General features: G+C 56.7%; 15 protein-coding genes. 7 read left to right on the top strand and 8 right to left on the bottom strand.

The window, feature by feature from the left end:
* Positions 1-25: 25 nt before the first annotated feature.
* The 6 genes from QMK52_RS24110 to QMK52_RS24085 all read left to right on the top strand — a co-directional run bounded on the left by QMK52_RS24110 (position 26) and on the right by QMK52_RS24085 (position 7999).
* Positions 26-1501, top strand: a complete 1476-nt coding sequence (locus tag QMK52_RS24110; protein ID WP_198708538.1) for an aldehyde dehydrogenase family protein — start codon at positions 26-28, stop codon at positions 1499-1501.
* Between the two features lie 511 nt (positions 1502-2012).
* Positions 2013-2600, top strand: a complete 588-nt coding sequence (locus QMK52_RS24105) for a fimbrial protein (protein WP_005787302.1) — start codon at positions 2013-2015, stop codon at positions 2598-2600.
* A 57-nt stretch (positions 2601-2657) separates the two neighbouring features.
* Positions 2658-3377 (top strand): molecular chaperone, encoded by a 720-nt coding sequence (locus tag QMK52_RS24100; protein ID WP_005787304.1) that lies wholly within the window; start codon positions 2658-2660, stop codon positions 3375-3377.
* A 98-nt stretch (positions 3378-3475) separates the two neighbouring features.
* Positions 3476-5938, top strand: a complete 2463-nt coding sequence (locus tag QMK52_RS24095) for a fimbria/pilus outer membrane usher protein (protein WP_122735724.1) — start codon at positions 3476-3478, stop codon at positions 5936-5938.
* Between the two features lie 300 nt (positions 5939-6238).
* Positions 6239-7222, top strand: coding sequence for a fimbrial protein (locus tag QMK52_RS24090; RefSeq protein ID WP_320403548.1), 984 nt, complete (start codon positions 6239-6241; stop codon positions 7220-7222).
* Between the two features lie 147 nt (positions 7223-7369).
* Positions 7370-7999, top strand: a complete 630-nt coding sequence (locus QMK52_RS24085; RefSeq protein WP_005787308.1) for a response regulator transcription factor — start codon at positions 7370-7372, stop codon at positions 7997-7999.
* A gap of 11 nt (positions 8000-8010) precedes the next feature.
* Here the strand turns inward: QMK52_RS24085 and QMK52_RS24080 are convergent, their stop codons facing one another.
* Both QMK52_RS24080 and QMK52_RS24075 read right to left on the bottom strand, forming a co-directional pair.
* Positions 8011-11643, bottom strand: a complete 3633-nt coding sequence (locus QMK52_RS24080) for a transporter substrate-binding domain-containing protein (protein WP_320403547.1) — start codon at positions 11641-11643, stop codon at positions 8011-8013.
* A gap of 109 nt (positions 11644-11752) precedes the next feature.
* Entirely contained in the window at positions 11753-12601 is an 849-nt protein-coding gene (locus QMK52_RS24075; RefSeq protein ID WP_320403546.1) for an EAL domain-containing protein, read from the bottom strand.
* A gap of 195 nt (positions 12602-12796) precedes the next feature.
* Here QMK52_RS24075 and QMK52_RS24070 point away from each other — a divergent pair, with 195 nt between their 5' ends.
* Positions 12797-16033 carry a hybrid sensor histidine kinase/response regulator gene (locus QMK52_RS24070; RefSeq protein ID WP_320403545.1) on the top strand — a complete coding sequence of 1079 codons (3237 nt, stop codon included), beginning with the start codon at positions 12797-12799 and terminating at the stop codon, positions 16031-16033.
* A 33-nt stretch (positions 16034-16066) separates the two neighbouring features.
* Here QMK52_RS24070 and QMK52_RS24065 read toward each other — a convergent pair whose 3' ends face one another.
* The 6 genes from QMK52_RS24065 to QMK52_RS24040 form a co-directional block, all read right to left on the bottom strand.
* On the bottom strand, positions 16067-17500 hold the full coding sequence (locus QMK52_RS24065) for an efflux transporter outer membrane subunit (protein WP_320403544.1): 1434 nt from the start codon (positions 17498-17500) through the stop codon (positions 16067-16069).
* A gap of 10 nt (positions 17501-17510) precedes the next feature.
* Positions 17511-20612 (bottom strand): MexW/MexI family multidrug efflux RND transporter permease subunit, encoded by a 3102-nt coding sequence (locus QMK52_RS24060; RefSeq protein WP_122735713.1) that lies wholly within the window; start codon positions 20610-20612, stop codon positions 17511-17513.
* Between the two features lie 19 nt (positions 20613-20631).
* Positions 20632-21747, bottom strand: coding sequence for an efflux RND transporter periplasmic adaptor subunit (locus QMK52_RS24055; RefSeq protein WP_122735711.1), 1116 nt, complete (start codon positions 21745-21747; stop codon positions 20632-20634).
* Between the two features lie 62 nt (positions 21748-21809).
* On the bottom strand, positions 21810-23027 hold the full coding sequence (locus QMK52_RS24050; protein WP_320403543.1) for an MFS transporter: 1218 nt from the start codon (positions 23025-23027) through the stop codon (positions 21810-21812).
* A gap of 223 nt (positions 23028-23250) precedes the next feature.
* Positions 23251-24540 carry a filamentous hemagglutinin N-terminal domain-containing protein gene (locus QMK52_RS24045; protein WP_198708391.1) on the bottom strand — a complete coding sequence of 430 codons (1290 nt, stop codon included), beginning with the start codon at positions 24538-24540 and terminating at the stop codon, positions 23251-23253.
* 112 nt (positions 24541-24652) lie between these two features.
* Positions 24653-26362: a ShlB/FhaC/HecB family hemolysin secretion/activation protein gene (locus QMK52_RS24040; RefSeq protein WP_320403542.1), complete on the bottom strand. Its 1710-nt coding sequence runs from the start codon at positions 26360-26362 to the stop codon at positions 24653-24655.
* Positions 26363-26423 lie beyond the last annotated feature (61 nt).

Here is a 26423-nt window from a genome sequence, read left to right as displayed (position 1 = left end):
TTCACCTTTAAATATGAGGTTCTCCATGCATATCCATTTTGATGCGTCTTATGGTCCACTGATCAACGGGGTGTTTGAAACTGACGATAAATCGCGCTCGTTTGCCGCAGTCGACCCCGCCACGGGCAGGCACTTGGCCTATATCCGCTATTGCGATGCCACGGACGTCGACCGCGCCGTTAATGCGGCGCATGCAGCGTTTCCAACCTGGCGTGCCATGGGCCAGCAGATGCGCGCACGTTTGGTAAATCTGCTGGCGGACGAGATAGAAGAGCACAGTGAACGCCTGGCCATGATCGATGCCCATGACGTGGGCCGTTGCATCAGCGAAGTACGCAAGGACTACCTTACCGCCGTCCGGCACTATCGCTATTTCGCCTCAGTGATCATGGCTCATGAAGACACTGGTCGGGAAATCGACGGTGGTTACGCTATTGCCAAGCGTGAACCCTTGGGTGTGTGCGGACAGATCATTCCCTGGAACGCGCCGGCGATTATGGCTGCGTTCAAGCTCGCTCCGGCATTGGTAGCCGGCAATACCGTTGTCCTGAAGCCCGATGAAAACGCTTCTTTATCGACGCTTGAATTAGGCAAGCTGATTAACAAGATCTTCCCAGCCGGGGTGGTAAACATGGTCACCGGGTTGGGTGAGGTAGTCGGTGCGGCGTTGAGCGAGCATCCTCTGGTCAGGAAGCTGTCATTTACTGGCAGTACGCAAGTCGGTCGCACCGTGGCCGGTGTGGCCGCCCGGCGTCTGGTGCCCGCGACACTCGAACTGGGGGGCAAGAGCGCCAATATTGTGTTCCCCGATATCGACGACATTGATGCGGTGGTCGATAACGCCACCTTCGCAGCTATTCATAACAACGGGCAGTCATGCCTGGCCGGCACCCGCTTGTTTGTGCATGCCGCGATTTTTGAAGTGTTCAAGCAAAAGCTGATTGCCGCGTTCAATCGTGTGAAAGTGGGGTCTCCGCTGTCCGAAGAGTCGCGGGTCAGTTGCCTGATCAACGCGCAACAAGGTGAGCGTGTGTTGAGCTACATCACTATGGGCTTAGAGGAGGGCGCCGAGCTGCTCGCGGGGGGCGGTCGCGCAGTCGTATCAGGTAGTGAATACGGTTACTTCATCCAGCCAACCTTGTTACTAACGCATAATGACATGAGCATCTGCCAGGAAGAGATTTTTGGCCCGGTACTCTCGCTGATCGTGTGGGATGATTATGAAACGATGATCGCCCAGGCCAATGACACCGAATACGGTTTGGCGTCCGGAATCTATACCAGTAACTTGCAGCACGCTATGGAAACCGCAGCAAGGTTGGAGGCGGGATCGGTGTGGGTCAATCGTTATTCGAACATTACCGATGGCACCGCCTTTGGCGGCTATAAAAATAGTGGTATTGGCCGAGAGTTCTGTCGGGAGACCCTGAATGCCTACACGCAGATCAAAACTGTGACGGTACAAGCAAGGTTGCCGAATGTATGGTTCGCCGAAAGATAAAAACAGGCAATTCATTTGGGTAGTTGATTTTTTTGCGCCCACCAGCGCCTTGCGCATGTTGAGTGCTTTAGAATCGATAAAAACATGCAAGGTTAAAATGTAGAAGTTTAGGTTGGCGTTGCCTCACAGAGGCACGCCAATTTTTTTGTCTCGGTGCGGTCGAGTTTCTTTTCCACTGATGATGTGACTCACTTCATGCCTGAATGTGAATCGTGTTAGAAATATCAATGATCCCTCTCGGTGTGTGATTGGTTTTCCGCTATCGGAATTCCCGTCAGAATATATTTCATCATATTTTATATGCTCTAATTCATCATGTTTTGTTAGGGTTGATGTCGGCAGAGAAAAATTATTTATACGGTGTAGGAATAGTCCTACAGCGTCTGAGGATCTATCTTTGGTCTGTGTGGATCGCTGCGGTTGGCTGCTTGTGTGAGATGGGTAGAATTCAGGAACTCTTAAGAAGAGTGAACTTATCTATTTGTTGTTGCCAACCTAGAGGTACACAGTCGTGTCTATTCCATTCAAACTAATTCTCGCGTCGTCCATCGTTGGGCTTTTCGCTACGTCTGCTATGGCTGCTGACGGTACTATCAATTTTACCGGTGAAGTGACTGCGGCTTCTTGCGGTATCAGTGCCGGTGCCGGTACCGGTGTCACGGGTACCACCCAGAAAGTTATTGACGTAAAAATGGGTAAGGTGAGCATCGACTCGTTGAAAAATAGCCAGACAGGAATCGTTGCGGGCTCGGCGATCAATATCAATCTTGATTGCGGTAATACCGCTGCTGGCTTGACCACAGTTAAGGTGAAATTCGATCCGAATTCGGGTAGCGGTGTAGATCTTAAAAATAACAATTTGCTGAAAACTACGGGCACTGCTACTGGCGTGGGGATCGGTCTGTATGACGCCAGCAATAACCTGATTAATTTGGCCGGTAACGGTTCGTTTGACTCCCCTTTGATCAAGGCCGGTACTGATCCAGATATTAAATACTCGGCTAACTTGAACTTGCGTGCTTCTTATGTCGCCAACGGTGACGTAGTCGTACCGGGTACGGCCAATGGCAACCTGCCGTTTACGCTGACCTACGAGTAAGTCATTTGTTGGAGAAGCACGTAAGTGCTTCTCCAGCTTCTGCACAGGCAAAATATAATGAAGCTGCTATCCAAATGTTTTTTGGCGGGATGTGTGTTGCTGTTCAGTGGTGTTTCAAGTGCGGGTATTACATTGGGTGGTACACGTGTTGTTTATCAGGAGAAGCTTAAAGAAACCTCAATCATGGTCAAGAATGATGGTGATAAAGACATCATGGTTCAGTCATGGATAGAGCCAGCGGCCAATGTTTCAGAACAAGATGTGCCTTTCGCTTTAACCCCTGCACTTAGTCGTCTCGGGGCCAGTAAACAACAAAGTTTGCGCATTTTTTATGCGGGCAAAGGCTTGCCAGCGGATAAAGAGTCTGTGTTCTGGCTAAACGTACAAGAAATACCGCAAAAATCAGAATCGGATAATACGTTACAGATCGCCATTCGCCAACGTATCAAGATTTTCTACCGTCCTACAGGCCTTATAGGTTCGGAGGAGGAGTCCGCCAAGCAACTGAAGTGGCAGCTGATTCATGAGTCCGGAAAGGCGTGGCTTGTCGCAAGTAATACATCGCCATTTTATATCTCATTTGGAGAGGTTTATTTAAAGCAGTCAGGCAAGCGCTATACGGTTCAAGCAGAAATGATCAGCCCTGGCGCAACGTTAAAATTCCCGGTTGATTCGGGAGGCATATTGGCCTCCAAAGAGCGGTTTAGCGTTGAGTATAAAGCCATTAACGATTATGGGGCACCAATAGCTTATGTGGGTGAAGGGGCTGCTGGTTAATCTTTCAGGTTTTCTGTTTGGTTGCCGCTTAAGAGTAAGCGTTGATAGTTGTGAGGCATAATCTTATGTGGGTGTTTCGATCAGGGAGTCGGCGCACGATGACGCTGCTCGGGAGTCTTGGGTCGACGGGTTTTTTTGCCCTCGGCGCCTCGGTTCCCTCGGTTGCGTCTGCGGTCGAATTCAATAGTGCATTTCTGAGTAAGCAGGGTGCGCCGGTTGAGTTGAAGTATTTCGAGCAGGGAAGTTCGGTTGCCCCTGGTCACTACAATGTCGATATTTATCTAAACCAGCAACTCATCCTGCGCCAGCGTATTGAGTTTGCTACCAATGGTAAAGACAATGAGGTCAAGCCGCTCATACCTCTCTCGGTGCTCAAGGCAGTGGGCGTCAACGTCGTTCGCCTGGAGCAGGAAAAGCTGATTGCCGCGAAGGCAGATGATAAAACATTGATTGACGTAGAGTCGCTTGCGCCTGGTGCGGGCGTGGAGTTCGACGTCACGGCACTGGCTTTGCAGATCAGCATGCCTCAAGCGTATATCCAGCGCCAGTCTCGTGGGTATGTTGATCCGTCATTATGGGATGACGGTATTACTGCGTTCTACTCAAATTACCAGACCAATTTCAGCCGCAATATCAACCAGGGCTACAATAGCGATTACCGCTATGTCGGTCTGCGCAACGGCTTGAATATTGGCGCATGGCGCCTGCGCAATGAGTCGTCGATTTCAGGTTCTACGGGGGTACGTGACAAATTCACCAGCAACCGTACTTATGTAGAGCGCGACATTCGCAGCCTTAAAGGTAAGCTCGCGGCGGGGGAGTTGTACAGCCAGGGTGAAATCTTTGACAGCGTGAGATTCAAAGGCGCGCAGCTATCCTCGGAATTGGGCATGTTGACCGATGATGAGGTGGGCTTTGCTCCGGTGGTGCGAGGTATTGCGGAAACGAATGCGACGGTTGAAATCAGCCAGAACAACTACGTCATCTATTCGGCCACTGTCCCTGCGGGCGCATTTGAGATCAGCGATATCTACCCCAGTGGGTCCAACGGCGACCTGAGCATCAAGATCATTGAGGCTGACGGGCGCGAGCGCCAATACTCCCAGGCCTATTCTTATCTCCCGGTCATGACCCGTCGTGGTAACACGCGCTACAGTCTGGCGGCAGGTGAATATTCTAATGAAGGCCAAGCAGCGCCTAAGTTTACCCAAGGTACCTTGGTGTACGGGGTGACGGATAATTTCACTGGCTACGGTGGCCTGATAGCGGCCCAGGCGTATAAGGCATTAAACCTGGGGGTGGGGGTTAACTCTCCGTGGGGTGGATTATCCTTTGACGTCACCAACAGCAGTTCGCAAGAGCGTTCCGGGCGTAAAAACGTCGGCCAGAGTGCGCGATTCCTTTATTCCAAGACACTTAGCCAGACCGATACCACCTTTACGATGGTCGGTTATCGCTACTCCACTGAGTCCTATCGCACCTTCAGTCAACATGTTGAAGAACAAGAGCACGTCGCTACACCTTATTATGGCCGACAGAAAAGTCGCTTTGATGTGAACGTCAACCAATCTCTGGACGGACGTGGCTCATTGTTTTTGAGCCTCGGCGAAACCAGTTATTGGAACAGGCAAGGCAGTACCCGGCGCTGGCAGTTCGGCTACAACGGTAACTATTCGGATATCAGCTACAGCTTTGCGGTATCCCGTACCGAAGGGCAGGCTGGGAGCCAAGGTGCCGATAATCAGATGACGGCATCGTTCAGCATTCCGTTTGGCGACACTCGCCGCTCGCAGCGTCTGTACACCAGCGTTACCACCTCAAACCAGGGTGAGTCTGCGATTCAGACAGGACTGTCCGGTAACTTGAATGATGAAAACACTCTAAATTATTCAGCGCAAGGCAGCCACAGTAAAACCAGCGGCAGCTCTGCCAGTTTCGGTGTCAACTGGGATACGCCGACTGCAAAAGTCAGCGGTAACTATGGGCAGGGACGTGATAACAAGCATTTGGATGTCGGCGCGTCAGGTTCGGTTGTCGTTCACAGCGGTGGTGTCACGTTGGGGCAGCCCGTGGGTGAAACATTTGCCTTGGTCGAAATACCTGATACCAAAGGTATCGGTATTGATTCATCCAATGCGGTAAGAACCGATAGCAAGGGTTATGCGGTTGTGCCTTATGCGCAGCCCTATCGTTATAACTGGATTAATTTGGATACCAGTACGATGGGCAGCAGTATCGAAGTGGCGGAAAGTTCGAAGAAAGTAGTGCCGACTCGCGGCGCAGTTGTTAAAACTCACTTTGAGGTCGAGTCAGGGCGTAGACTTCAATTTAACTTAACGGACGGCAAAGGTGCGCATTTACCATTTGGCGCGCAGGCATATGACGATGAAGGGAAGGTTCTTGGGTTGGTGGATAACGCTTCGAAACTACTTGTTTTTGGTTTGAAAGATGTGGGCACATTCAAAGTCAAATGGGGTAGTCTGGCGTGTGAAGTTAAATATGATCTGCCGCCGGTTAATAAAGAGTTGATGTACGAGCAGTACAGCGGTGTGTGTTTGTAGATCGGAGAGATAAGCTGGTATTTTTATATGGAAGATATAGGGGATAGGATGTCAATATTCTTTTGGTATTGGATATAGGGAGGTAGGTATCAATACGTATTGATAATGCGCCAAATGACGACTAGGCACTCGGCAAATTTAGGAGTGTCTACTTTATTCATAAGGCGTTAGATTGTAGTTCGGTCTGTTCATGCAGGGTTTAGTTAAGACGCTTTTTGTAAGTGATATTTATAGTTTAAGCAATTCTTAGTGAAGGAGGTAGCGCGAAAGTCGACGATTCATTATGTTGGGAGTAAATAAATGAAATTTCTCAAAGCTATTATTGTATTGCTGGCCGCATATGCTCCATTCGTAGTGGCGGCTGGGTGTGTGCAAGAGTCGGGGTTTAGCCTCGCTCCATGGATCCCACCTATAGCCAATAACACGGGAGGCATGTTGTCGAAATCATGGCACACTGCAGAGCTTCAAGTTAGCTGCAATGGTATGAGCGGTTCTTATCTCTTGAGAAATGAGATAACGCCGGCGGGCAGCGATTCCGGCAAGACGCAGTTGTTCGAGGGCGTTTCTTACAAGCTATACACGACGAGCGAGAGTGATGTTTTTTATTTTGGCGGTGTGGCAGGGCCTGACGGAGTTCTTCGCCCGTTTGGTACATCATACTCCCACGCTATATACCCCCCCGTGATTACCGAATTCAAGCTTCCTGCTACTGTGAGAATCAAGTTCTATTCTCCGTCAAAATCGATGACGCCTGGTGTGTACACAATTAATAGCGCTGGGTTAGTCAAAGGTAAGATTACCTCTGTGGGGTTCGTTGCCGAATCAGGCATGAATCTTTCGGCCTTCTCATTTATTGTGAATGATCCTTCATGCACACTGGCAATTCCTGCTGAGTTAAAGCTGAAATCAGTAAATCTCTCGGCAATTCCTATGCCAGGGGATAGCAACGAGGCTGCCAGCTTTCAACTAGGGTTAACCTGTGCCGGTAGTACACCCGCTTATCAGGTCAGCTATTCGATGAGCGATGTTAACGATTCAGCCAACCAGTCCTCGACGCTCACATTAGCTGATGCGGCGAAAAAGGCCTCGGGTGTCTCATTACAGGTGGTCGATGGTATGACGCCCGTTAAGTTCGGTTCTACGTCGATACGCCTGTTCGGAAGCATGCCAAATGGCGGTGGCATGATAAGCAAAGCCATGAACGTTCGCTATATACGAACCTCAACCGTGGCGCGCCCGGGTTCAGTGAGGGCAGGTGTGACAGTTACGTTGTCCTACAAATAATGCTTGTTCTTGGGTATACTTTATTTTTTCCCTAAATAGTTCAAGTTGAGCCAGAAGGCTTTCCTTGCGCTTGTGCGTATAATCCTTTGATTTGCTCTGCATGCAAGGCATTATCTATGAATATATTACCTCAGGAATAACCAGACCATGGGCAACATAGTCATCGTCGACGACCACCCCCTGATGCGCATGGCTGTGCGCGTGATGCTCGAGCAAGAAGGCCACTCGATTGTCGCCGAAGTCGACAACGGTGTGGACGCGGTGGAAATTATCCGAAAATTGCTTCCAGATCTGATCGTTCTTGACCTGAGTATTCCGAAAATGGATGGCCTCTCCGTCATCGCGCACTTGAAGGCTATCGGCATTTCCACCCGTGTGTTGATCCTCACCTCTGGTGACACTCGCAACTTCGCCATGCGCTCGTTACAAGCCGGTGCGGCAGGTTTTGTCTGCAAAGATGACAATCTGGACGAACTGATAGGCGCGGTGAAGGCGGTGCTGTCGGGTTACAGCTATTTTCCGGCCAACACCATCCACCAGTTACGCGACAATACCCAGGCCGCCAGCGAGGAAAGCCAGCTGATTGCGCAACTGTCCGATCGTGAGATCACCGTGTTGAAACTGCTGGCGCGGGGTATGGGCAACCAGGCCATTGCCGATGAGTTGATGATCAACCACAAGACGGTGAGCACATACAAAATCCGCCTGCAACGCAAGCTGAGTGTGGAAAACCTGATTGCCCTGGGCGAGTTGGCCAAGCGCAATGGCTTGGCGTAGTCGCTCACAGCCTAGGGCTCGAGCATGTTTTGAATGCGCCGTAACTCCTTCTTCACCTGCCTGACCTGCGCCGGTACGTCCTCGGCGCCGGTTCGGCAGCCATGCTCCAGTTCCTTGCACAACCCAAGCAGATAGTCATTGCGCATTAATGCTGCGCTACCCCTCAAACGGTGAGCCAGCTCGGCAATGCCGGCGAGGTCCCGTGTCTCACTGAAGTCACGCAACTGTTCGATATCCTGTTGATTGCTGCGCATCAATTCAGCTTGCAGTTGTTGAATGATTGCCGGGTTGCCACCGGTAATCGGCTGGAGCAGATTCATGTCGAATTCAGGCCCATGCAGCGTCGGTTTGGCGCCTTTATAGGCTGGCTTATCCGCTGGCTCCAGTGATGCCAGGCGCTGTTCGAGGATGGCCAGGCTGATGGGTTTGATCAGACAGTCGCCCATGCCAGCATTAAGACAGCGGTCCATTTCTTCCTGCTGGGCGTCGGCTGTCAGCCCCAGAATCGTCAATGCACTGGCGTTGCGTTGCTGTTCTTCCTTGCGGATCGCCAGTGTCAGTTCTACTCCGTCCATGACCGGCATGTGGTAATCCGTGATAAGCCAGTCAACCGGAAAGGCACGCCAGGCCTCCAACGCCTCCAGTCCATTACTGGCTTCAATCACCTTGCAGCCCAGGTACTCCAGCTGCGCGCGCAGCATTTGACGGTTCAAGGTGTTGTCGTCTGCGATCAGCACTCGCATGGCCCAGCTCGGAGTAGCCTCGGAGGACGCGGGCAATGGCAGTTCTTCTTCAGGCAGCGGTTCCAGAAGCTTGAGCTTGAGCGTTACATTGACCGTAGTGCCTTGCCCCGGCGTGCTGGTAAGTTCCAGGCGGCCACCCATCATCTCGCACAGCGACCGCGACACAACCAACCCGAGGCCGCTCCCGCCATGGACCGAGAGGTCCGACTGAATCACTTGCGCAAAGGGGCGAAACAGCGTCTGCCGGTCTGCCTCACTGATGCCTATGCCGGTATCCTGAACTTGCAGATGCATGTTGAGTGTCTGCCCGTTCAACACGCGGCATACCAAGCGGATGACGATACGGCCGCGCTCAGTGAACTTGATCGCATTGCTCACCAAATTCGACAGTACTTGCTTGAAGCGCAGAGGGTCGATAGAGACGTCCAGGGTGGTACCGGCGTCGATTTCCAGAATCAGGTCCAGTTTCTTCTTTCTCGCCAGCCCTTCGAATACCCGCGCCACCATCTCCACCAGATTCTTGAGGTTGGCCCGGCGTGGTGAGAAGCTCAAGTGCCCGGATTCAATGCGTACGATATCCAGCGTATTGCCCAACAGTTCAAGCAGGTTCTTGGCGGCCGTGTAGGCCACGTCGATGTTCACCCGATCCAGTACGCCATGATCAGCGCGTTTGAGCGCTAACTCTAATGTGCCTATCACCGCGCTCATGGGCGTGCGGATTTCGTGGCTCATGGTCGCAAGAAATTGGGTTTTGGCGCGGCTGGCCTCGTCAGCCTGGGTTTTAGCCTGCTGCAGTTGCTCAATCAGTTGATGATGTTGCGAGATGTCCTGCCAGCCGCAGATCACTCCGGCGATCGTGCCATTAGAGTCACGAAACGGCTGAATCCAATGCTCGATGAAGTGGGGTTGTCCCTCGATGGTGATCTGCAGTTGCTGTTCGATGGCGTTGCCATCCTCCATCGCTTGCAGATAACTCTGGTGAAGCGAGGGCGCAAGTTCGATATCACCGTGGTTCGTTTGCAACGCGGTTTTACCCAGCACTTGGGATTGGCAGAGCTTCATGACATGTTCATAGCTGCGGCTGCATGACAGCAGGCGTCCTTCGCGGTCGCGTACATATACCGGCACGGGCATGGCATGGTTCAAGGTTTGCAGAAACTCCAACTGATCATTCAGGGCTTTTTCAGCTGCGACCCGGCGCCGGATCTGACGGCGCAGTTGCACGATTCGGATGATCGAAATCAGCAGCACCAGCAATGCGCAGCAGATGATCTGCAGGATGACCAGTTTGTAGTCGCGCCAGTTCTGGCCACTCATGGCCGCATTAGCGCGCCAGCGAATGGTGATTGCATTAAGCTCGTCAGGTGGGATGCTCAGCAGAGCTTTATCCATGATCGACTGCAGCTCGGTTTCGCCACGGCGCATGGCGAAGTTGGCGGTGGCCGCCTGGCCGTCGACGACCCCGGCCACGCGCAGGTCTTTTTCATAGAGGCGCGCGGTGTAGTAGCGAGCCATGGACAGGGTCATCAACACTGCGTCGGCTTCGCCATTGACCACCATGCGCATGGCCTCGAGGTTGTTTGTTGGGGTGATCAACTGCACCGTGGGAAAGCCTCTGCGAATGCTGTCGATCAGCACGTGCCCCTGGACAATGGCCAGGCGCTTGCCGGCCAGAGCATTGAGGCTCGAACGCTCTCGGCCCGATTCAGCCGTCGACGCGACCAGCGCAAACGAGCTGGTTGCGAATGGATGGCTGAAACGGAAATGGTTCAGCCGCTCCGGGCTGGCCGTCAACACGGCTAAATCAGTATCGCCGTCGCGTAAAGCGTCCTGAATGCCTTCAAAACTGGAGGCACGTTGAATCTCGAACTTGAGCCCGGTGCGTTGGGTGATGATCTCGAACAAATCGGATATCACACCGTTGAAGCGGCCCTTGGCGTCAAAAAACGCCGAGGGTGCCATGTCATCGTTAATCATGAAGCGCGCCACTGGGTGCTGGGCCAGCCAGCGTTTTTCCTGGGCGTTCAGATGCACATTATCGTCCGGCATTACCGTGCCGCCGCCGGTCCAGCGCTTGATCAGGTAGCTCATGCGCAGTTGGCCGAATGTGGTCAGCGAGGCATTTAGAATGCGCAGCAGGCGTTGATCTTCCTGCTTGAGCAGAAACCCATAGCCACCTGAGTCGATTTTCACGAACTGGATAAATTTGAGATAGCTGAAAAAGCTATGGTTGACCAGATAGTGGGTGGTTACCGAGTCGCCCAGAAACACGTCGACGTTCTGGAACGCGACGGCGGCCAGGGCTTGCGCGGTGGTGCCGTAGGTAAAAAACTGTGCATGAGGATAGCGGTCGGTCAGTAGCGCGTATGGCAGGTAGTCCTTGGAGACTGCTACGGTTAGTCCATTGAGATCTGAGGGAACCGCAATGTCGCTGTCCTGGCGTTGATAGAGTACGGGGGCATTGACGCTGTACGGCAGCGTCACCACCGTGTCAGAAGAGTCGCGATCATAGTCGCTGGACCGGCTGATCAAGTCGATTTCGCCGGCTCGCAAGGCGGCCATCGCTTGCCCTCGGTCAGCAAACCCGACGACTTTGATATCCAAGCCCAGTTGCTGCTTGAGCATTGTCGCCACGTCAGCGCTGATGCCCTCGTAATCACCGTTGCCGTAGACCATGTCGAAGGGCAGGGTGAACGGTGCGACCACGCCCAGGGTGAGGACACGCCGTTGGCGCAACCAGGCCCAGTCTGCTTCCGGTAATTGCAGCTTTTGTGGTTCCTGACTCACTTGGCTAAGCAAGTGAAGGGGCTGTTGCGGCATGGGTATCGTTGCGGCACCGCCGTACGATACAGCCGGCAGCAGTACGGTGAAGAAAGCCACGAAGGCTTTGAGCGTGGACATGAAAACGTATACCTGACTGCAAAATGCCAAGTACGCCGCGCTGGCCGGCTCAAGGTCGACCACGGACGTGGCGGATGGGGTGGGAAGTTAGAGCGATGTGAATGGGCGTTCAGACTGACGTCAGCACCACCTGTGAGCCCGCAATGTATTCAAGGATGTAAGGCAGCAGCGCGGTATCCGCCATCGGCGGCGCAACGGCGTATCCCTGCACAATGGACACGCCCAGGGTTTTGAGCCGTTTGAGCTGGGCCGGGGTCTCGACACCCTCGATCACCAGTGACACACCCAGGCTGGCTGCCAGGCTTACAGTGTGGGCGACAATGGCGGTGCAGGCCGAGTGCGTGTCGAGTTTGTGTACGAAACCGGCGTCGAGTTTGAGCTCGGTGAAAGGCACATCACACAAGCGCTCCAGTGACGAGAAACCGGTGCCAAAGTCATCCATGGACAAACCGCAGCCCAGCAGCTTGAGTTGCAAGAGGTTGTTCATGGCGACACTGCACGGATTGAGCGTGCCGGTTTCGGTGATCTCGAAGATGATGCTTTGGGCAGGGCACTCATGTGCACGCAGCAGCACTTTAATCGCCTGGCTCAGTATGGGGTTGCTGAGTTGAGACGGTTGAAGGTTGAATGACATCGTCAACGGCAGGTTCAGGCTGGCCAGTTTTTGGCGCAGGATCAGCCCTTGCTCGAAGAGGCGCAGGAACAGCTCATCCATCAGGTCATGGCGTTCCAGGGCCTGTAGAAAATAACCGGGCGTCAACAGGCCGTTGTGAGGGTGCCGCCAGCGGGCGAGAACTTCCAAGCCGCTAATCGTACCCGTTTTCAACGAAAGCTGAGGTTGGTAAAAACCCACAAACGCGTGATCCGCCAACCCTTGGCGCAGCTCCTGGGCGTCGGGCTCTTGAACCTTGGGGGCGGCTGGAATCTGACTTAGGCTGAGTGCGGCTGAGGTTTTCATGTAATGCCCTGCAAGGGATGACCATGAGTCAATTTTGCGGGATATGCGTAACCATAAACGTCAGCTCTTTCGAGCGTGTGCGTAGGACTAATCTTACCAACTAATGAAAAGCCTATAGACTCACCCGAGCGGACGGTTGTCCGGTAACCGCACATGAACTTTCAAAGGCTCAAAGCACCCTCATGAACGCTGCAAATGGCACCGCGTATGCGCTATAGGCAATCGAGCGTCGGTAAACTTGAAAAAGTCTCGCTGCGCCTGGGTTTCGGCCTGTTGGTGTCTTTTTTGTTGCTAGTGTTCTTCGCCGTGGCCGGCTATTGGGTGACCTACAAGGTCATTCGCGGGGAAGTGCTTAAAGTCGATTATCATTTTATGCGTTTCGTGGGTCGTGCTTACGACCATGAAATATTTCTGTTGCGGGCCATTAAGGCCAGCAGCCAATTGGAATACAAACCGGTATTTAACCCTGAAGCCTATGTGGTCAAGCATACGACGCAGGGCAACATGCGCATTTATGAAGGCCAGGCGTCCCAGGTCGCCACAACGTTTTCGGCGGCATTGCCTATCAAGGCCGCCGACGCGCATGACGGTGTATTGAGCCAACAGTTGCAATTGGGGGGTGCGCTGGCAAATGTGTATGGCGACTTCTGGAGCGGTTCAACCTTCGCGTCGCCGCAAATGTTCGTGTTTGATCTGTCGAGCGATTTCGACATCGCGATTCCTGCGATCAGCCCCCAGCCTCATCCAGGCCAGCGCAATTTTCCCCAAGTCTTGAACGAGGTCAAGCAATCTGCGCGTCAGCTGCCGCCCTTGAGCAGTGACTTGCTGGTGCGCTGGCGGCCCAGTCATTTCTTTTTGGGCGGTGAGGACATTCAACAAATACTGGGCTACGTCTCCGGTCGCATTGAAGAGGACCAGTGGGAACGAAAGGGCCCCCCCAGGGAATTGGTGGCAGCTACCTTGCTGTATTGGGACGAATTTGACACGCCCGGGGTAAGGATAGAAAAGCAGTTTTTTGATCTGCCGCTGTACAGCAATGTCGACATCGTCGCGCCGGACGGCACGCGTGTAGTGGGCGGCAAGTCGCCACAGATCTACCAATATGAAAGCGGCTTCCATTTCACTACTTCAGGGCTGCTGATCAAGCGCAGTGCCGGGGATATGGGCGCCTGGCAGGCCCTGTATCGTATCCCCTATAAACAACTGATCCTGGATGCACGTTGGCAGTTGCTTGGGCTGGTCGGCTTGTTGGGTTTATGCGTCATCAGTGGCTGGTCGGTCATCCGATGGTATCGACGGCGCATCGTGGTGCCGGCGAGTAATGACTTTCGGGAGTTATTGGTCAACCATGACTTCAACCTGTCTTTGTTGCAAACGGTGCCGCTGGCGTTGTGTGTGGTCAAGGGGCCGCAGATCGAACTGGTGACGCAGAACAGTTTGTATACGCAATGGTTGGGCGAGCCGACCGAGTTTGCACAAATGATGGCGCTATGGCCGCTGTTTGAGCAAAATAAACCCCTTACCGGTGAAGGCTGCCTGCTGGTCAATCAGCGGGTCTTGCACGTGCGCTATACACCCACCGAATATCTGGGCGATAGCGTGTTGCTGTGTACCTTCACTGATATTTCTTCCCACCGCGAAGCATCTGCATCGTTGCTCCTCGCCCGCCAGGCGGCGGATGCGGCTAATGAACAGAAAAGCAACTTCGTCGCCACCCTGAGCCACGAGCTACGCACGCCGTTGTACGGTGTGCTGGGCACGCTGGAGCTGTTGGGCATGACCTCTCTGGATGAACGCCAACGTGGCTACCTGCGCACCATTGATAGTTCGTCCGCGGTATTGATGCACTTGATCAGCGATGTGCTGGACCTGTCCAAGATAGAGGCGGGCCAGTTGGTTCTGGAGTCCGTCGCGTTCCAGCCACTGGAAATGCTCGAAGAAACTGTACGCGGGTTCTCGGCGATGGCTGCGAATAAAGGGCTGGCGCTTTACTGCTGTGTTGACCCTCGCGTGCCGAACCTGGTGCAGGGCGACCGCCTGCGTATTCAGCAGATCGTCGGCAACCTGCTCAATAATGCGATCAAGTTCACCCAGAGCGGGCATGTCGCAGTCTTCCTGTCGCCTATCGGAGTCTGCGCAGGCGAGGTGAGCCTGCAATGGCGCGTGGTCGATAGCGGCCCAGGGATGTGCGAAGTGGTGCAGGCGCAACTGTTCGAGCGTTTTTACCAGGCCGACAGCAAACATCACACCGTCGCAGGCACCGGGCTCGGGCTGCCTATCTGCGCCCACCTCAGCCAGATGATGGGAGGTGCGTTGACCGTGGACAGTGCGCCGGGTGAGGGCAGTACATTCATATTTGAGTTGAGCCTTGAAACGCTAGAGGCCCCCCGATCTTTATTGCCCCAGTTATCAGGCAGGTGCATCGATGTTCGTACACCCTATGCAACCTTGACCGACAACCTGTGCGCCTGGCTGGAATGGCACGATGCACACACTACCGTCATGGGCGATGACGCTGGCGCAGCACCTGATGCCATCTTGACGGTCATGCCGCAACAGGTGGAGGTGGGACGCTCAGGCGCGACCAACGTCTTTGCCCAGCATGATTTCAGCAGCACGCCGCAGTTCATCGGCCAGGACCTGATGGTGAACCAGAACAGTGTCGGGTCCATCTGCCGTGCAGTGGTGATGGCGATCAGCGGTGAACCGGAGGCACCGTTGCAGCAAACACCGGTGACGCAGCTGCACCTGGGCCTGAATGTGCTGGTGGCCGAAGATAACCCGGTCAATCAAGCGCTGATCAAGGAGCAACTGGAGCGTATCGGCTGTACGGTGGATGTAGTGGCTGATGGGGTGCAGGCGTTGGAGCAGTTGGAACTGAAAGTCTATGACGTGCTGCTGACCGACGTGAACATGCCGCTCATGGATGGCTATGAGTTGGCTGACACGCTGCGCCAGCGTGACGTGGATATGCCGATTATCGGCGTCACCGCTAATGCGTTGCGCGAGGAGGGCGAGCATTGCATCCGTGTGGGCATGAACAGTTGGTTATCCAAGCCGATGGACATTCAGGGGCTTTATCTGTGTCTGCGCAGTGTGCTTGATCCTGCACTGGCCCAGGCTTCCGAGGGCGCTGTACAGGTAAACGATGTAGACGAGATAAACGTGCCAGAGCGGATGCTGGAGCTTTTCCTTGAGACTATTGCCCAGGATTTGGGTGAGCTCAAAACGTTGAGCGCTGGGCTAGACGCTCACGAGGCGACGCGTTTGCTTCACCGTATTCGCGGCGCGTTGGCGGTAGGCAAGGCTAAGAGCTTGATCCAGCAGTGTCGCGAATTGGAGGCCGCTGTCGCACGGGATGGGATTGACCACACCCATGCAGACGTTGCAGCGTTTATCCAGCGCGTCGAACGCGCTATTGCGGGCTTATAAGCTGATATGCCGCCCCGCTTGGGGCGGCCTGGGTTACTTGGATACAAGCGGCTCCTGCGCACGCCATCCCCCACCCAACGCTTTGTAGAGTTGCACCACATCGAGATACGACGCGGTCTCCGCCTGCGTCAGCGCATCCTGCGCATTCAGTTGCGTACGCTGAGCATCCAGCTCTACCAGATACGCCGCGCTACCTGCTTCATAACGCGCATGTGCCAGTCGAGCCGCACGCTCACTTTGCGCGGCAGCCTCAGCCAGGCTGCGAACCCGTTGCTGCGACAGGCTATAGGTCGTCAGCGCGCCCTCGGTTTCCTCAATCGCATTCAGCACCACTTGCTCATAACGCGCTTGGGCACCCACTTCACGCGCCTGCGCCTCGCGCTGCCTTGCCTTGACACTGGCCAGGTGCAGAGCTGGCCAACTGACCGAGGGCATTACGCTGAACGCGCGGCTGCCGCTGTCGCCAAAATCCCCACCGCGCAAGGCCACAAAGCCGAGAAAACCGCCCAGGTCGATCCGTGGGTAAAGCTCGGCCGTCACTGCACCAATGTCCGCATTCGAGGCCGCCAAATCGCGTTCGGCGCTGGCGACATCGGGGCGTTGGCGCAGCAAGTCGCTGATCAGGCCAATCGGCAAGCGCGTGACCAGCGCCGGCAAGGGTTTCAGGTCGGTCAGCGCTTGCAGATCCTTGGGCCGCAAGCCCGTCAGTACGGCGAGTCGATAACGGCTGAGCGCCTGACGGGTTTCCAGACTCGGTAGTGTGGCTTGCACCCGTGCGCGCTCGGCCAGGGCGCTGGCCAGTTCGTCGGCGGTGCCGCGCCCGGCATCCACGCGGCCCTGTACCAGCGCCACGGTTGTTTCCTGATTACTCAGGTTGGCCTGGGCCACCGCTAATTGCCGTTGCGCGCCGCGCAGTTCGAAGTAGTGACGCGCCACGTCGGCGGTCACTACGATGCGGGTTTGTGCCAGGTCCGCCGCGACGGCCTCGGCGCGTGCCGAAGACGCCTGCGACAGGCGCTGCAGCCGTCCGAACAGGTCCAGCTCCCACTGCGCATCCAGGCCGGCCTGATAGGTCTTGGCCAGGTTGCGCTCACTGCTCGGGCCGGGGTTGGCCTGGGACAGGCTACGGGAATAAGCCCCGCTGGCGGTCACCGTTGGCAATTGGTCCAACTGACGCTGATCCAGCACCGCACGTGCCTCCAGCAACCGGGCTTGTGCAATGCGCAGGTCATGGTTTCGCGACAGCGCTTGATCGATCAGCGCATCCAGTTGTGGGTCCTGGAATTGTCGCCACCAATCCTGTTGCACGCGGGTGCTGCTATACAGGGCGGTATCGGGGCTTTGAGTCAGCTCTACTGCGGGCTCGCTACTGGCCCGGTAGTCCGGGCCAACGGTACAGCCCGTCATCCAGGCCGAGCAGACCAGCAGCGCGAGCGGACGAATCACGAAGGTATTAAAGGGGTGCATGTGTGTCTCCTTACACCGACTGAGCCGTGGCGGCGTCGGCTGCATCGGCAGCGGCCAGCGCACGGGCGCGGGGTGTGGTGGCCGCCATACGATGGTCGACGGCAATGAACGAATACATGGTCGGCAAAACCAGCAAAGTGAACAGCGTACCCACCAACATGCCCACCACGATCACCAGGCCAAGGTCATAACGGCTGTGGGCGCCAGCACCGGAGGCGAACAGTAGGGGAATCAAGCCCGCCACCATCGCCGCCGTGGTCATCAGGATCGGCCGCAAGCGCATCTTCGCCGAGTGCAGAATCGCCTCGCGACGATCCAGGCCCTGCTTGACCTGCATCTCATTGGCGAACTCCACCATCAGGATGCCGTGCTTGCTGATCAGTCCGATCAGGGTCACCAGGCCGATCTGCGTGTAGATATTGATGGTCGCCATGCCCAGGGCCAGCGGTATTAAGGCGCCGCAGATCGACATCGGCACGCTGATCAGAATGATCAACGGGTCACGCAGGCTTTCATACTGCGCAGCGAGTACCAGGTAGATCACAATGATTGCGAACAGGAACGCCATGACCAGCGCGCCGCTTTCCTGATGGTATTGGCGAGCATCCGAAAGCCAGTCGTAGGTGAAACCCGGCGGCAGCAGTTTGGCTCGCGCCTCGAGGAACTTCACCGCGTCGCCCATGGCCACGCCTGGGGCAGGAATCGCCTGGAAGATCGCCGAGTTGAGCTGGTCGAACTGGGTCAGTTGATTGGGCTCGACCCCGGTGGAGACGCTGACCAGGTTGGACAGCGGTACTTGCCCACCCGTGGCGCTGGTCACATAAAAGCGCGACAGTGCTTCTGGCGTCAGCCGTTCACCACGCAGGCTTTGCGGGATCACATCATAGGAGCGACCGTCCATGGCAAAGCGGTTGACGTAGTTTTCGCCCACCAGCACCGCCAGGGTGTCGCCCAGATCCTTCATGGTCACGCCCAGGCTATTGGCCTTGGTACGGTCGACTTTGATCTTGATCACCGAGTTGTTGTAGTCCAGGTCACTGTCGACCACCATGAACAAGCCGCTTTCACGTGCAGCGTGCTTGAGTGCTTCCATCGCCTCATAGACCACGCTGTAGTCACCGGCGCTCTTGATCACCATCTGTACCGGCAGGCCACCGGTCGAGCCCGGCAGTGAAGGCAACTGGAAGGCAAAGACGTTGCTGCCCTCGATGGTGTTGGCGCGACTTTGCATATCGCCCTGGATCTGGTCGGCGTTGCGCTCGCGTTTTTCCCAGTCGACGAAGTTGACCCCGCCGATGCTGTTGGATACGCCGTTGCTGCCGTTGATCAGCCACAGGTTGCTCTGCTCCGGCAAGGTCACCATGACGTCGTTCCATTGCTTGCCGAACTTCTCGACGTAATCAATGTTGGCGTTCTGTGGTGACTTGATTGCGGTCAGCACGGTGGACTGGTCTTCGGTGGGCGCCAGTTCGGTTTGGGCACGGCTGTACAGCCACGGCACACTGATCAACACAATGACCGCAATTGTGAACGTGACCCAACGGTGATGCAGCGACAGGTCCAGCACGCGGCCGTAAGCGCTGCCGAGGCGATGGAAGAAGCTCTCGGCCTTGCGCGCCATCCAGCCTTCGTTCATCTGGCTATTGAGCAGCAGTGAGCTCATGACCGGCGACAGCGTCAGCGCGATAATGCCCGAGACCACCACCGAGCCGGCCAAGGTGAAGGCGAACTCCTTGAACAGCGAGCCGGTCAGCCCGCCCATGAGGCCGATGGGGGCATACACCGCCGCCAGTGTCAGGGTCATCGCAATCACCGGCGCTGCCACCTCACGTGCGCCCAGCAGGGCTGCATAAGTGGGAGACTTGCCTTCTTCGATATGACGATGAACGTTCTCCACCACAATGATCGCGTCATCCACCACCAGGCCGATGGCCAACACCATCGCCAGCAAGGTCAGCAAGTTAATACTGAACCCGAACATCGACATGAACGCGGCTGCACCCAGCATCGAGAGGGGAATGGTGACCACCGGAATGATCACCGCCCGCGCCGAGCCGAGGCTCAAGAAAATCACCAGTACCACGATGGCGATGGCTTCGCCCAGCGTACCGAGTACTTCATCAATCGATGCGCTGATAAAACGTGCCAGCTCAAACGGCACAGCGACTTTCACGTCCGGCGGCAGGTTGGCGCGGATGCCCGGCAGCAGTTCGTTGAGTTTCTTGACGATCACCAGAGGGTTGGCATTGGGTGCGGCATTCAAACCGAAAAACACCGCTTGCACACCGTCCATGGTGGCGCTGGTGTCGGTGGACGCCGCGCCCAGTTCCACCGTGGCGATATCGTTCAGGTGCACCACACCGGCAGCGCTGGACTTGACCACCAACTGGCGAAACTCGGCGACATCGACCAGGTCGGTGTTGATCTGAATGTCCGACACCACATACAAACCCTTGGCCTGGCCGGGCGCAGCCTGCACGTTGTTATTCAACAGGGCCTGGGCCACATCGCTGCCGGAAATCCCGTGGGCGGCCATGCGATTGGCATCCAGCCAGATACGCATGGCCATTTTCTGCCCGCCGTTGAGGTCAATGCTGCCGACCCCTTCGATGGAAGACAGTTGCGGTTGCACCACGCGCTGCAAGTAGTCCGAGAGTGCAGCAGTGGACAGGGTCGGGCTGGAAAAACCCACATAGGCCACGGCTGTGGCTTCACCGGAGGATTTCACAATCACCGGGTCGTAAGCCTGCTCCGGCAAGCGGTATTTGACCTCGTTGACCTTGGCCATCACCTGGGTCATGGCCTTGTTGGAGTCGGCGTTGAGCTTCATGCGCACAGTGATCACGCTTTTGCCCTGGGTCGACGTCGAACTCATGTAATCGACGTCTTCCACGGTGGCGACCGATTGCGCGATGGCCTGGGTGACGAAACCCTGCATCAGTTGCGGCGAAGCACCGGGGTACTGGGTGGTGATCGTCAGCGTGGAGCTTTCCGTCAGCGGGTACTGACGAATCGGCAGGTTGTTTATGGCCAGCAGCCCCATCAATAAAATCAGGGTGCTGACCACCAGCGCCAACACCGGGCGCCGCACGAACAAGTCGGTGAATTTCATTTTTCAGATCCTTGGTGTATCAGCGGCTTGCGGCCTGATCGAGCCCGACGGTGTCCTTGAGCGCGATGCGTACCAGGGCGCCGCTGCTCAAGCGCAACTGCCCGGAGGTGACCACGCGATCACCGGCCTTTACGCCGTCAAGCAGCACGACCCGGCCGTCCGAGCGCTCGCCGGTCTTCACGTAGACCTGGCGTACGGTGTTGGTCAGCTGCGTATCAGCGCCCTCGACCACGTAGACAAAGTCACCGTAGGCGCTGTAGCTCACGGCTGTTTCAGGCACGCTGATCACGTCTTTTTTGGCTGGCAGATGGACTTCGCCATTGGCGTACATGCCGGGTGACAACAGGTTGTCCGGATTCGGAACCGTGGCCTGGACCAGCACCGTGCGGGTGCCAGGGTCGATACGCGGTTCGAGGGTACTGACGTGGCCCTTGAACAAGCGCTGCGGGTACGCGTCTACGCTGACGCTCATCTCCTGGCCCGTTTTGAGCTGTGCCAGGGCACGTTCGGGCAGGGTGATGTTGGCGTACAGCGTCTGTGCGTCGGTCAGCGACACCATGGCATCGCCGGCCTGCACGAACTGGCCCAGGTTGACCTTGCGCACACCCAGCACGCCGGTGAAGGGCGCCTTGATGCGTTTTTGATCGATCAGCGCCTTGATCCGCACGATATCGGCCTGGGCCTGGGAGTAGGCGGACTGCACTTGATCCAGTTCCTCTTGCGTCGCCGCCTGCTGAGGCAGCAAACGCTGGGTTCGCAGTAACTGGGCCTTGGCGTTGGCGGCCTGGGCCTGAAGCCTGGCCAGTTCGCCTTGTTCCGGCGCATCGTTGAGCTGCACCAGGGTTTGCCCGGCTTTCACCCGCTCGCCGGGTTGGAATGCAATGGAACGTACCAGGCCGCCGCTTTCGGCGGTGACCATGACTTGGCGGGTGGCTTCCAGTTCGCCGATACCCGCCAGAGTGTTGGGCATATCGGCTTGCGTGGCGGTGGCGACGGCCACCTGGATGGCCGGCGCAGCCGTTCCGGCCGACGTTTGGGTAGGTTGGGCAGAGGTGGACTGCCGGTACAGGCCGACGGCGCCGCCAATGGCGAGCACCGCAGCAATCGTGACGCACACTTTAAGTTTTTTATTCATGATTCCGGTACTGACGTAAGGCAAAAAATTAAGAACCCTGAGGGTTCAACGGTGACGAGCGCTCAACCGGGTTGTTGATGCGCATGAGGGAGTCGGACCCGTGCAGCGAGAATCGCCAGCACGGCACCGAGCCCCAGAAAAAAGACCAAGGCGGCGAGCACGCTCGGGGCAAGCCCCATCGAATCCACCAGTAGCCCAAGCGGAATAGGCACAGCGTTGAACAGGTAGATGGTCATATAGAAATACGCCACCAACTTGGCGTGGCAGTTGGCAGGTGCCAGCTGATTGATCAGCCGCGCACTGCCGACAAAAATGGCCCCGTAGGCATAGCCGCCGATGACCAGGGCCAACGCGGCGAGCGTCAGCGAATGGGCCGAGAAGGCCGTCAGCAGGAGCAGGAACGCTGCACACTGGGCGAGCAGGCCAGAACGCAACGCGCGCGCTGCATCCAGGCGTTTGCAATACAGCTGGCTGGCCCCGGCGATCAACAGGTATACCGCCATGCTGTAGCCAAACATCCCACGGTCATTCAAGCCCAGTTGCTGTTCGGCAGCGCCAGGGCCAATCACGAAAACGCAGGCCGTGAACGACCAGCTGAAAAACACCGACCATGCGCACAAGTGGAAGGGCCGACCAATACCCCGCAGGCCTTCACGTAGCGACGCTTGTACTGTATGAGCGGCGGTTTGGGCCTGGAGGGTGTGACGCGGCCAGAGCGCCAGTATGCCGAGGGCGGCGACAGCGACCAGGGCCATGATCGACCAGAAGGGCAGGCTGGCGGGGTACAGGTTCAGTTGCAACGCCACGCCGCTGAGTACCGGGCCGAAAGCCAACCCCAGGATCATTGCCAAGGTGGCCAGCGTCGCCGCCAGCTTGCCGTTGTCGAGCGGGCCGAACCGTACCAGCGTTACGTTCACGGCAGTGGTCATGATTCCCGCACCAAGCCCCGAGATGGCGCGGGCCGCACATAGGGCCCACAACGAATCGCATTCGGCGCACAACCAGGCGCCGATAAGCACCAGTGCAATGGCTGGGAGCAGCAAAAAACGCTGGTCTTTGACATGGCCGGCGATGCGCGCCAGGGTGATCAAAGCCAGCAAAACACCGGCACCGTAGGCGCCGAATATAAAGGTCAGGTCCACAGCGTTGATCTGCAGATGTTCTTGGTAAAACGGGTACAGCGGCGTGGGTGCGCTGCTGTTCATGAGCGCTGCGGTCAGTGACAGCGCAAGAAAAAACAACAAGCCTTTTGAGCTGTGTTTATTGATATCGACGGACATGAGTCTCCCAGCCCAGCGCTCAGGGCTTTTGCCGAGTGAATGTTTGCAAGCGGGATGTGAATGCGGTTTAGAGGGCTTTGCCCATTGGCAAATGATACGGACCGGTGCGATTGGCACCATGCCCGAAACCCCAGGCTTCATTCGTCATCGTCCAGGGAGCAGCGTCAGCAACGCTTGAGAAGTGACCGGGCGGGTGTGGACCACCACGCCCGGCTGGAGCGGTTTACCAGTAGCGTGGTTGCGGGAGGATGCGGGTCGGTTGTTTCAGGCTTGTTGCAGTGTTAAAGGCGAACGACGGATAGGCGCTCCAGTTGAACACCGGATAGCTCACCACAGGCGCGCTCCATACGGGCGGCGCGACGACATAAGCAGGGCGTGAGGCGACCGGTCGATTGATCACCACACCCACACCATTTTGAGCGCTTGCGGCGGCTCCACCCGTCACAATGGTGCCAGGCTTGAGGCTGCTACCAGACCCAGTCGTACCGCCGAAGTGGATCGGGCCCTGGATGTCGATATTGCCGACCAGACTCAACGGGCCTCCATTACGCAGCACGCCCTGATTGTTCAGATCGCCAGCGATCGACAATGCCTGCTTGGCGTCCAACACGCCTGTGGAAGCGATTTGTACCTTGCCGTCGGCCGTGACTTTCAAGTCGCCGGTCAGGGCCTTGACGTTGCCTTGAACGTTCACGCCTACGCCAGTCGACTTGCCGACCAGGCGAATCGAGTCGGCGTGCATGCTCCCCAGCTGGGCCACATCGATGGCGATGTCGGCTTTGCCATCCGCACCCAGGTGCTTGAGCACAGTGGTTGGGTCCATCGCGTCGACTTCGCCTTTCAAGGCCACGGCGTTGAGCTTTTTGGCTTGCAACTGCGCATTGATCTGCAGGGTACGTGCGACCAGGTCGACCTCGTTGGCACCGGACGCGTCAAGGCCAGCACCTTCCACGCGGATCTGGCCGTGGTCGGTTTGCAATCGAGCCACCTGGCCGTTGGCGTCCAGTACCGCCGTGCCCGCTACCAACGACACGCGATTGGCGTTGATAAAGCCAGCGCCGCTGGCGGTGATGCCATTGGGGTTGGCGATGATCACGCGGGCGCTCGGCCCTGCGACTTCAATCAAGCCATTGAGACTTGAGGCGGTTTTACCGGTGACTTCATTGAGAATGACGCCGGCAGAGGTTCCGTTGAGCAGGCTGTTACCGGCAATGGCGCCGCCCAGGGTGGTTTGGGCACCTGCGGTGCTGTTGTTGAGGATCAGCCCGGCAGGGCCGACATTGAACTCGGTGAAGCGGTTGTGGGAAACACCGGCGGCATTCGGCGCGGCAATGTTGACCACCGGGGTGTCGTTGATCTGCGACAGTGCTGCATTGCGCGCAGCGCTTGGGTCCAACGTCAGGGCGGGTTGCGCTTGCGCGTTATTTTGCAGCAGCGGCAGGCTGCCCATTAGGGCGAGGGCCAGCAGCGTGCGCTTGGACGGGCGCCGAGTGGGTTGAATCATTGGGTTCATACAGACCTCAAGGGTTGAAGGTTTAAAGAGGCGTCCCGCAGCAGTGACTGCGGGCGCCGGGTGAGTGCACTGGGTGGCACTCGGATTCCCATCCCTGGGAAAAAGCGTTCGCCTAGAAACGGCTGCTCAGAGAGAAATCGACGGTGGGCGTGGCGGTGCTCATCTCGTCGGTGCTCTTGATCGGCATGCCCAGGGCCAGGTCGTAACCAAAGCGGCTGACATTGCCGCGCAAGCCGACAGCTGCGCCGATCAATGGCTGTCGACCTTGCCGCTGGCCGCCCACCGGCGACACCGCACCGGCATCGAGCGCCGCATACGCCTGGCTGCCACTGAAGGCGGTGATGGACAGCTCATTGCGCAGGGTCCAGCCAGTGGGGCCGGCGAGGGTGGTGTTACCGTCAAACCCGCGCACGCTGTAGCGGCCGCCGATCTGCATGTATTCGGTCGACGGCACTGGCACCGGCGCATATTGGTAGACCAGCGCGTTGCGATAGCCCAAACGCATTGCGCCCAGGTCAAACGGAATCTCAAACGCCGCCTTGGCAGTGAACAGGTGATAGCGACCGTTCCAGTCCTGTTGCTCATAGAGCGCGCCGGGCGTTTTGCTGAGTCCGGGCAGTGAGCCGCGCACACCAGCCTGCACCGTTGACTTGCCAAAGCGCAGGTTTGCTCGGTGGGTCAGGCCAAGTTCATAGCTGGTGATCTGCCGGTGCAATTGCTGCAGTTCGGTAGAGGCTACCCAGGCGCGATCCTCACGATTGACCAGGCGAGCGTTGAGCACACTTTTGCTGCGATTGGAGCGACTCACCACGTAGTCCAGCCCGGCATCTATACGTCGGGTGCGGGAGCTGAATGCAATGCTTCGTCCGCCGGGGTCTTTGAATAAGGCTTGCTTGCTGGTCCACTCGCTGGCACCGAACGACAGCAGGGCATAGCCTGCGGGCACGTTCCAGGCCAGACTTTTTGCCGAGGTCCCACGGGTGTGGTTATTGAGGTCGGTGTCGGTGCTGTAGGTCAGCAACAGTTGGTCGTAAAGCCCGGCCGGCGAGTCGATGGCCACAATCCCACCGAGTTGGTGACGGCCCGTGGCGTCGATACCGCTGTTATCGACGGTCAGCAAGCCAAACACCCGACGTGCCTGCGGCGGTTGCTGGATGATCACATCGCTTTCACCCAGGTCGGCGCCCGGAATCAGATTCAGCGCCGTCGCTGCCTGGCCTGGCAGACGGCGCACATTTTCCAACGCCTGATCCAGGTCACGCACGTTCAACAGTTCGCCTTTTGCTGCGGGAAAGGCCATGCCTGGCCAGCCAAGCGATGCCGGTGGCTGATCAATCTTGCCCATGCGCCCAGGGATAAGTTGGACGATCAAGTGCCCGCTGCTCAGGTCTTGAGCCGGTATCAACACCTGGGTAGTGATGTATCCGCGCGCCATCAGTTGTGCTGCTAACCAACGGCGATAAACCGTCAACCCTTCGCCACCCACACAGTGCCCCAGGATCGCTGGCGCGCGCTCCAGCCAGTCGAAATCATCTGCACCTTTCCACTCCACAGTGCGGATAAAGAAACAGGGTGATTCTTCCGGCAGCTTAAGCGCATTGGCGAAGGGCAGGGGCGTTGCGGTCAGTGCATCCGGCTTTCCAAGTGCCTGAGCTTGTAAGCTTTTCAGTTGGTGGTCTTGCAGGCGTTGAGTGCTGGTGACGGTATCGATCGAGCTGGCCGCGCGCACGACCTGAATCGCCGTAAACAGCCATAGCGTCGTTACATACAGGATGGTTGTGATACAGGCGTGGAGGCCGAGCTTGCCGGGCGTTGATTTCATCCGCCTATGCTAAGAAGGCCGAGCGCAAGAAAAAATAAGATGAAGCTCGGCGGTTCAAGGA

Source organism: Pseudomonas sp. P9_2, from assembly GCF_034008255.1.
In the GTDB taxonomy this organism is placed as follows: Bacteria; Pseudomonadota; Gammaproteobacteria; order Pseudomonadales; family Pseudomonadaceae; genus Aquipseudomonas; species Aquipseudomonas synxantha_A.
This window is presented reverse-complemented; position numbering and strand designations above follow the sequence as displayed.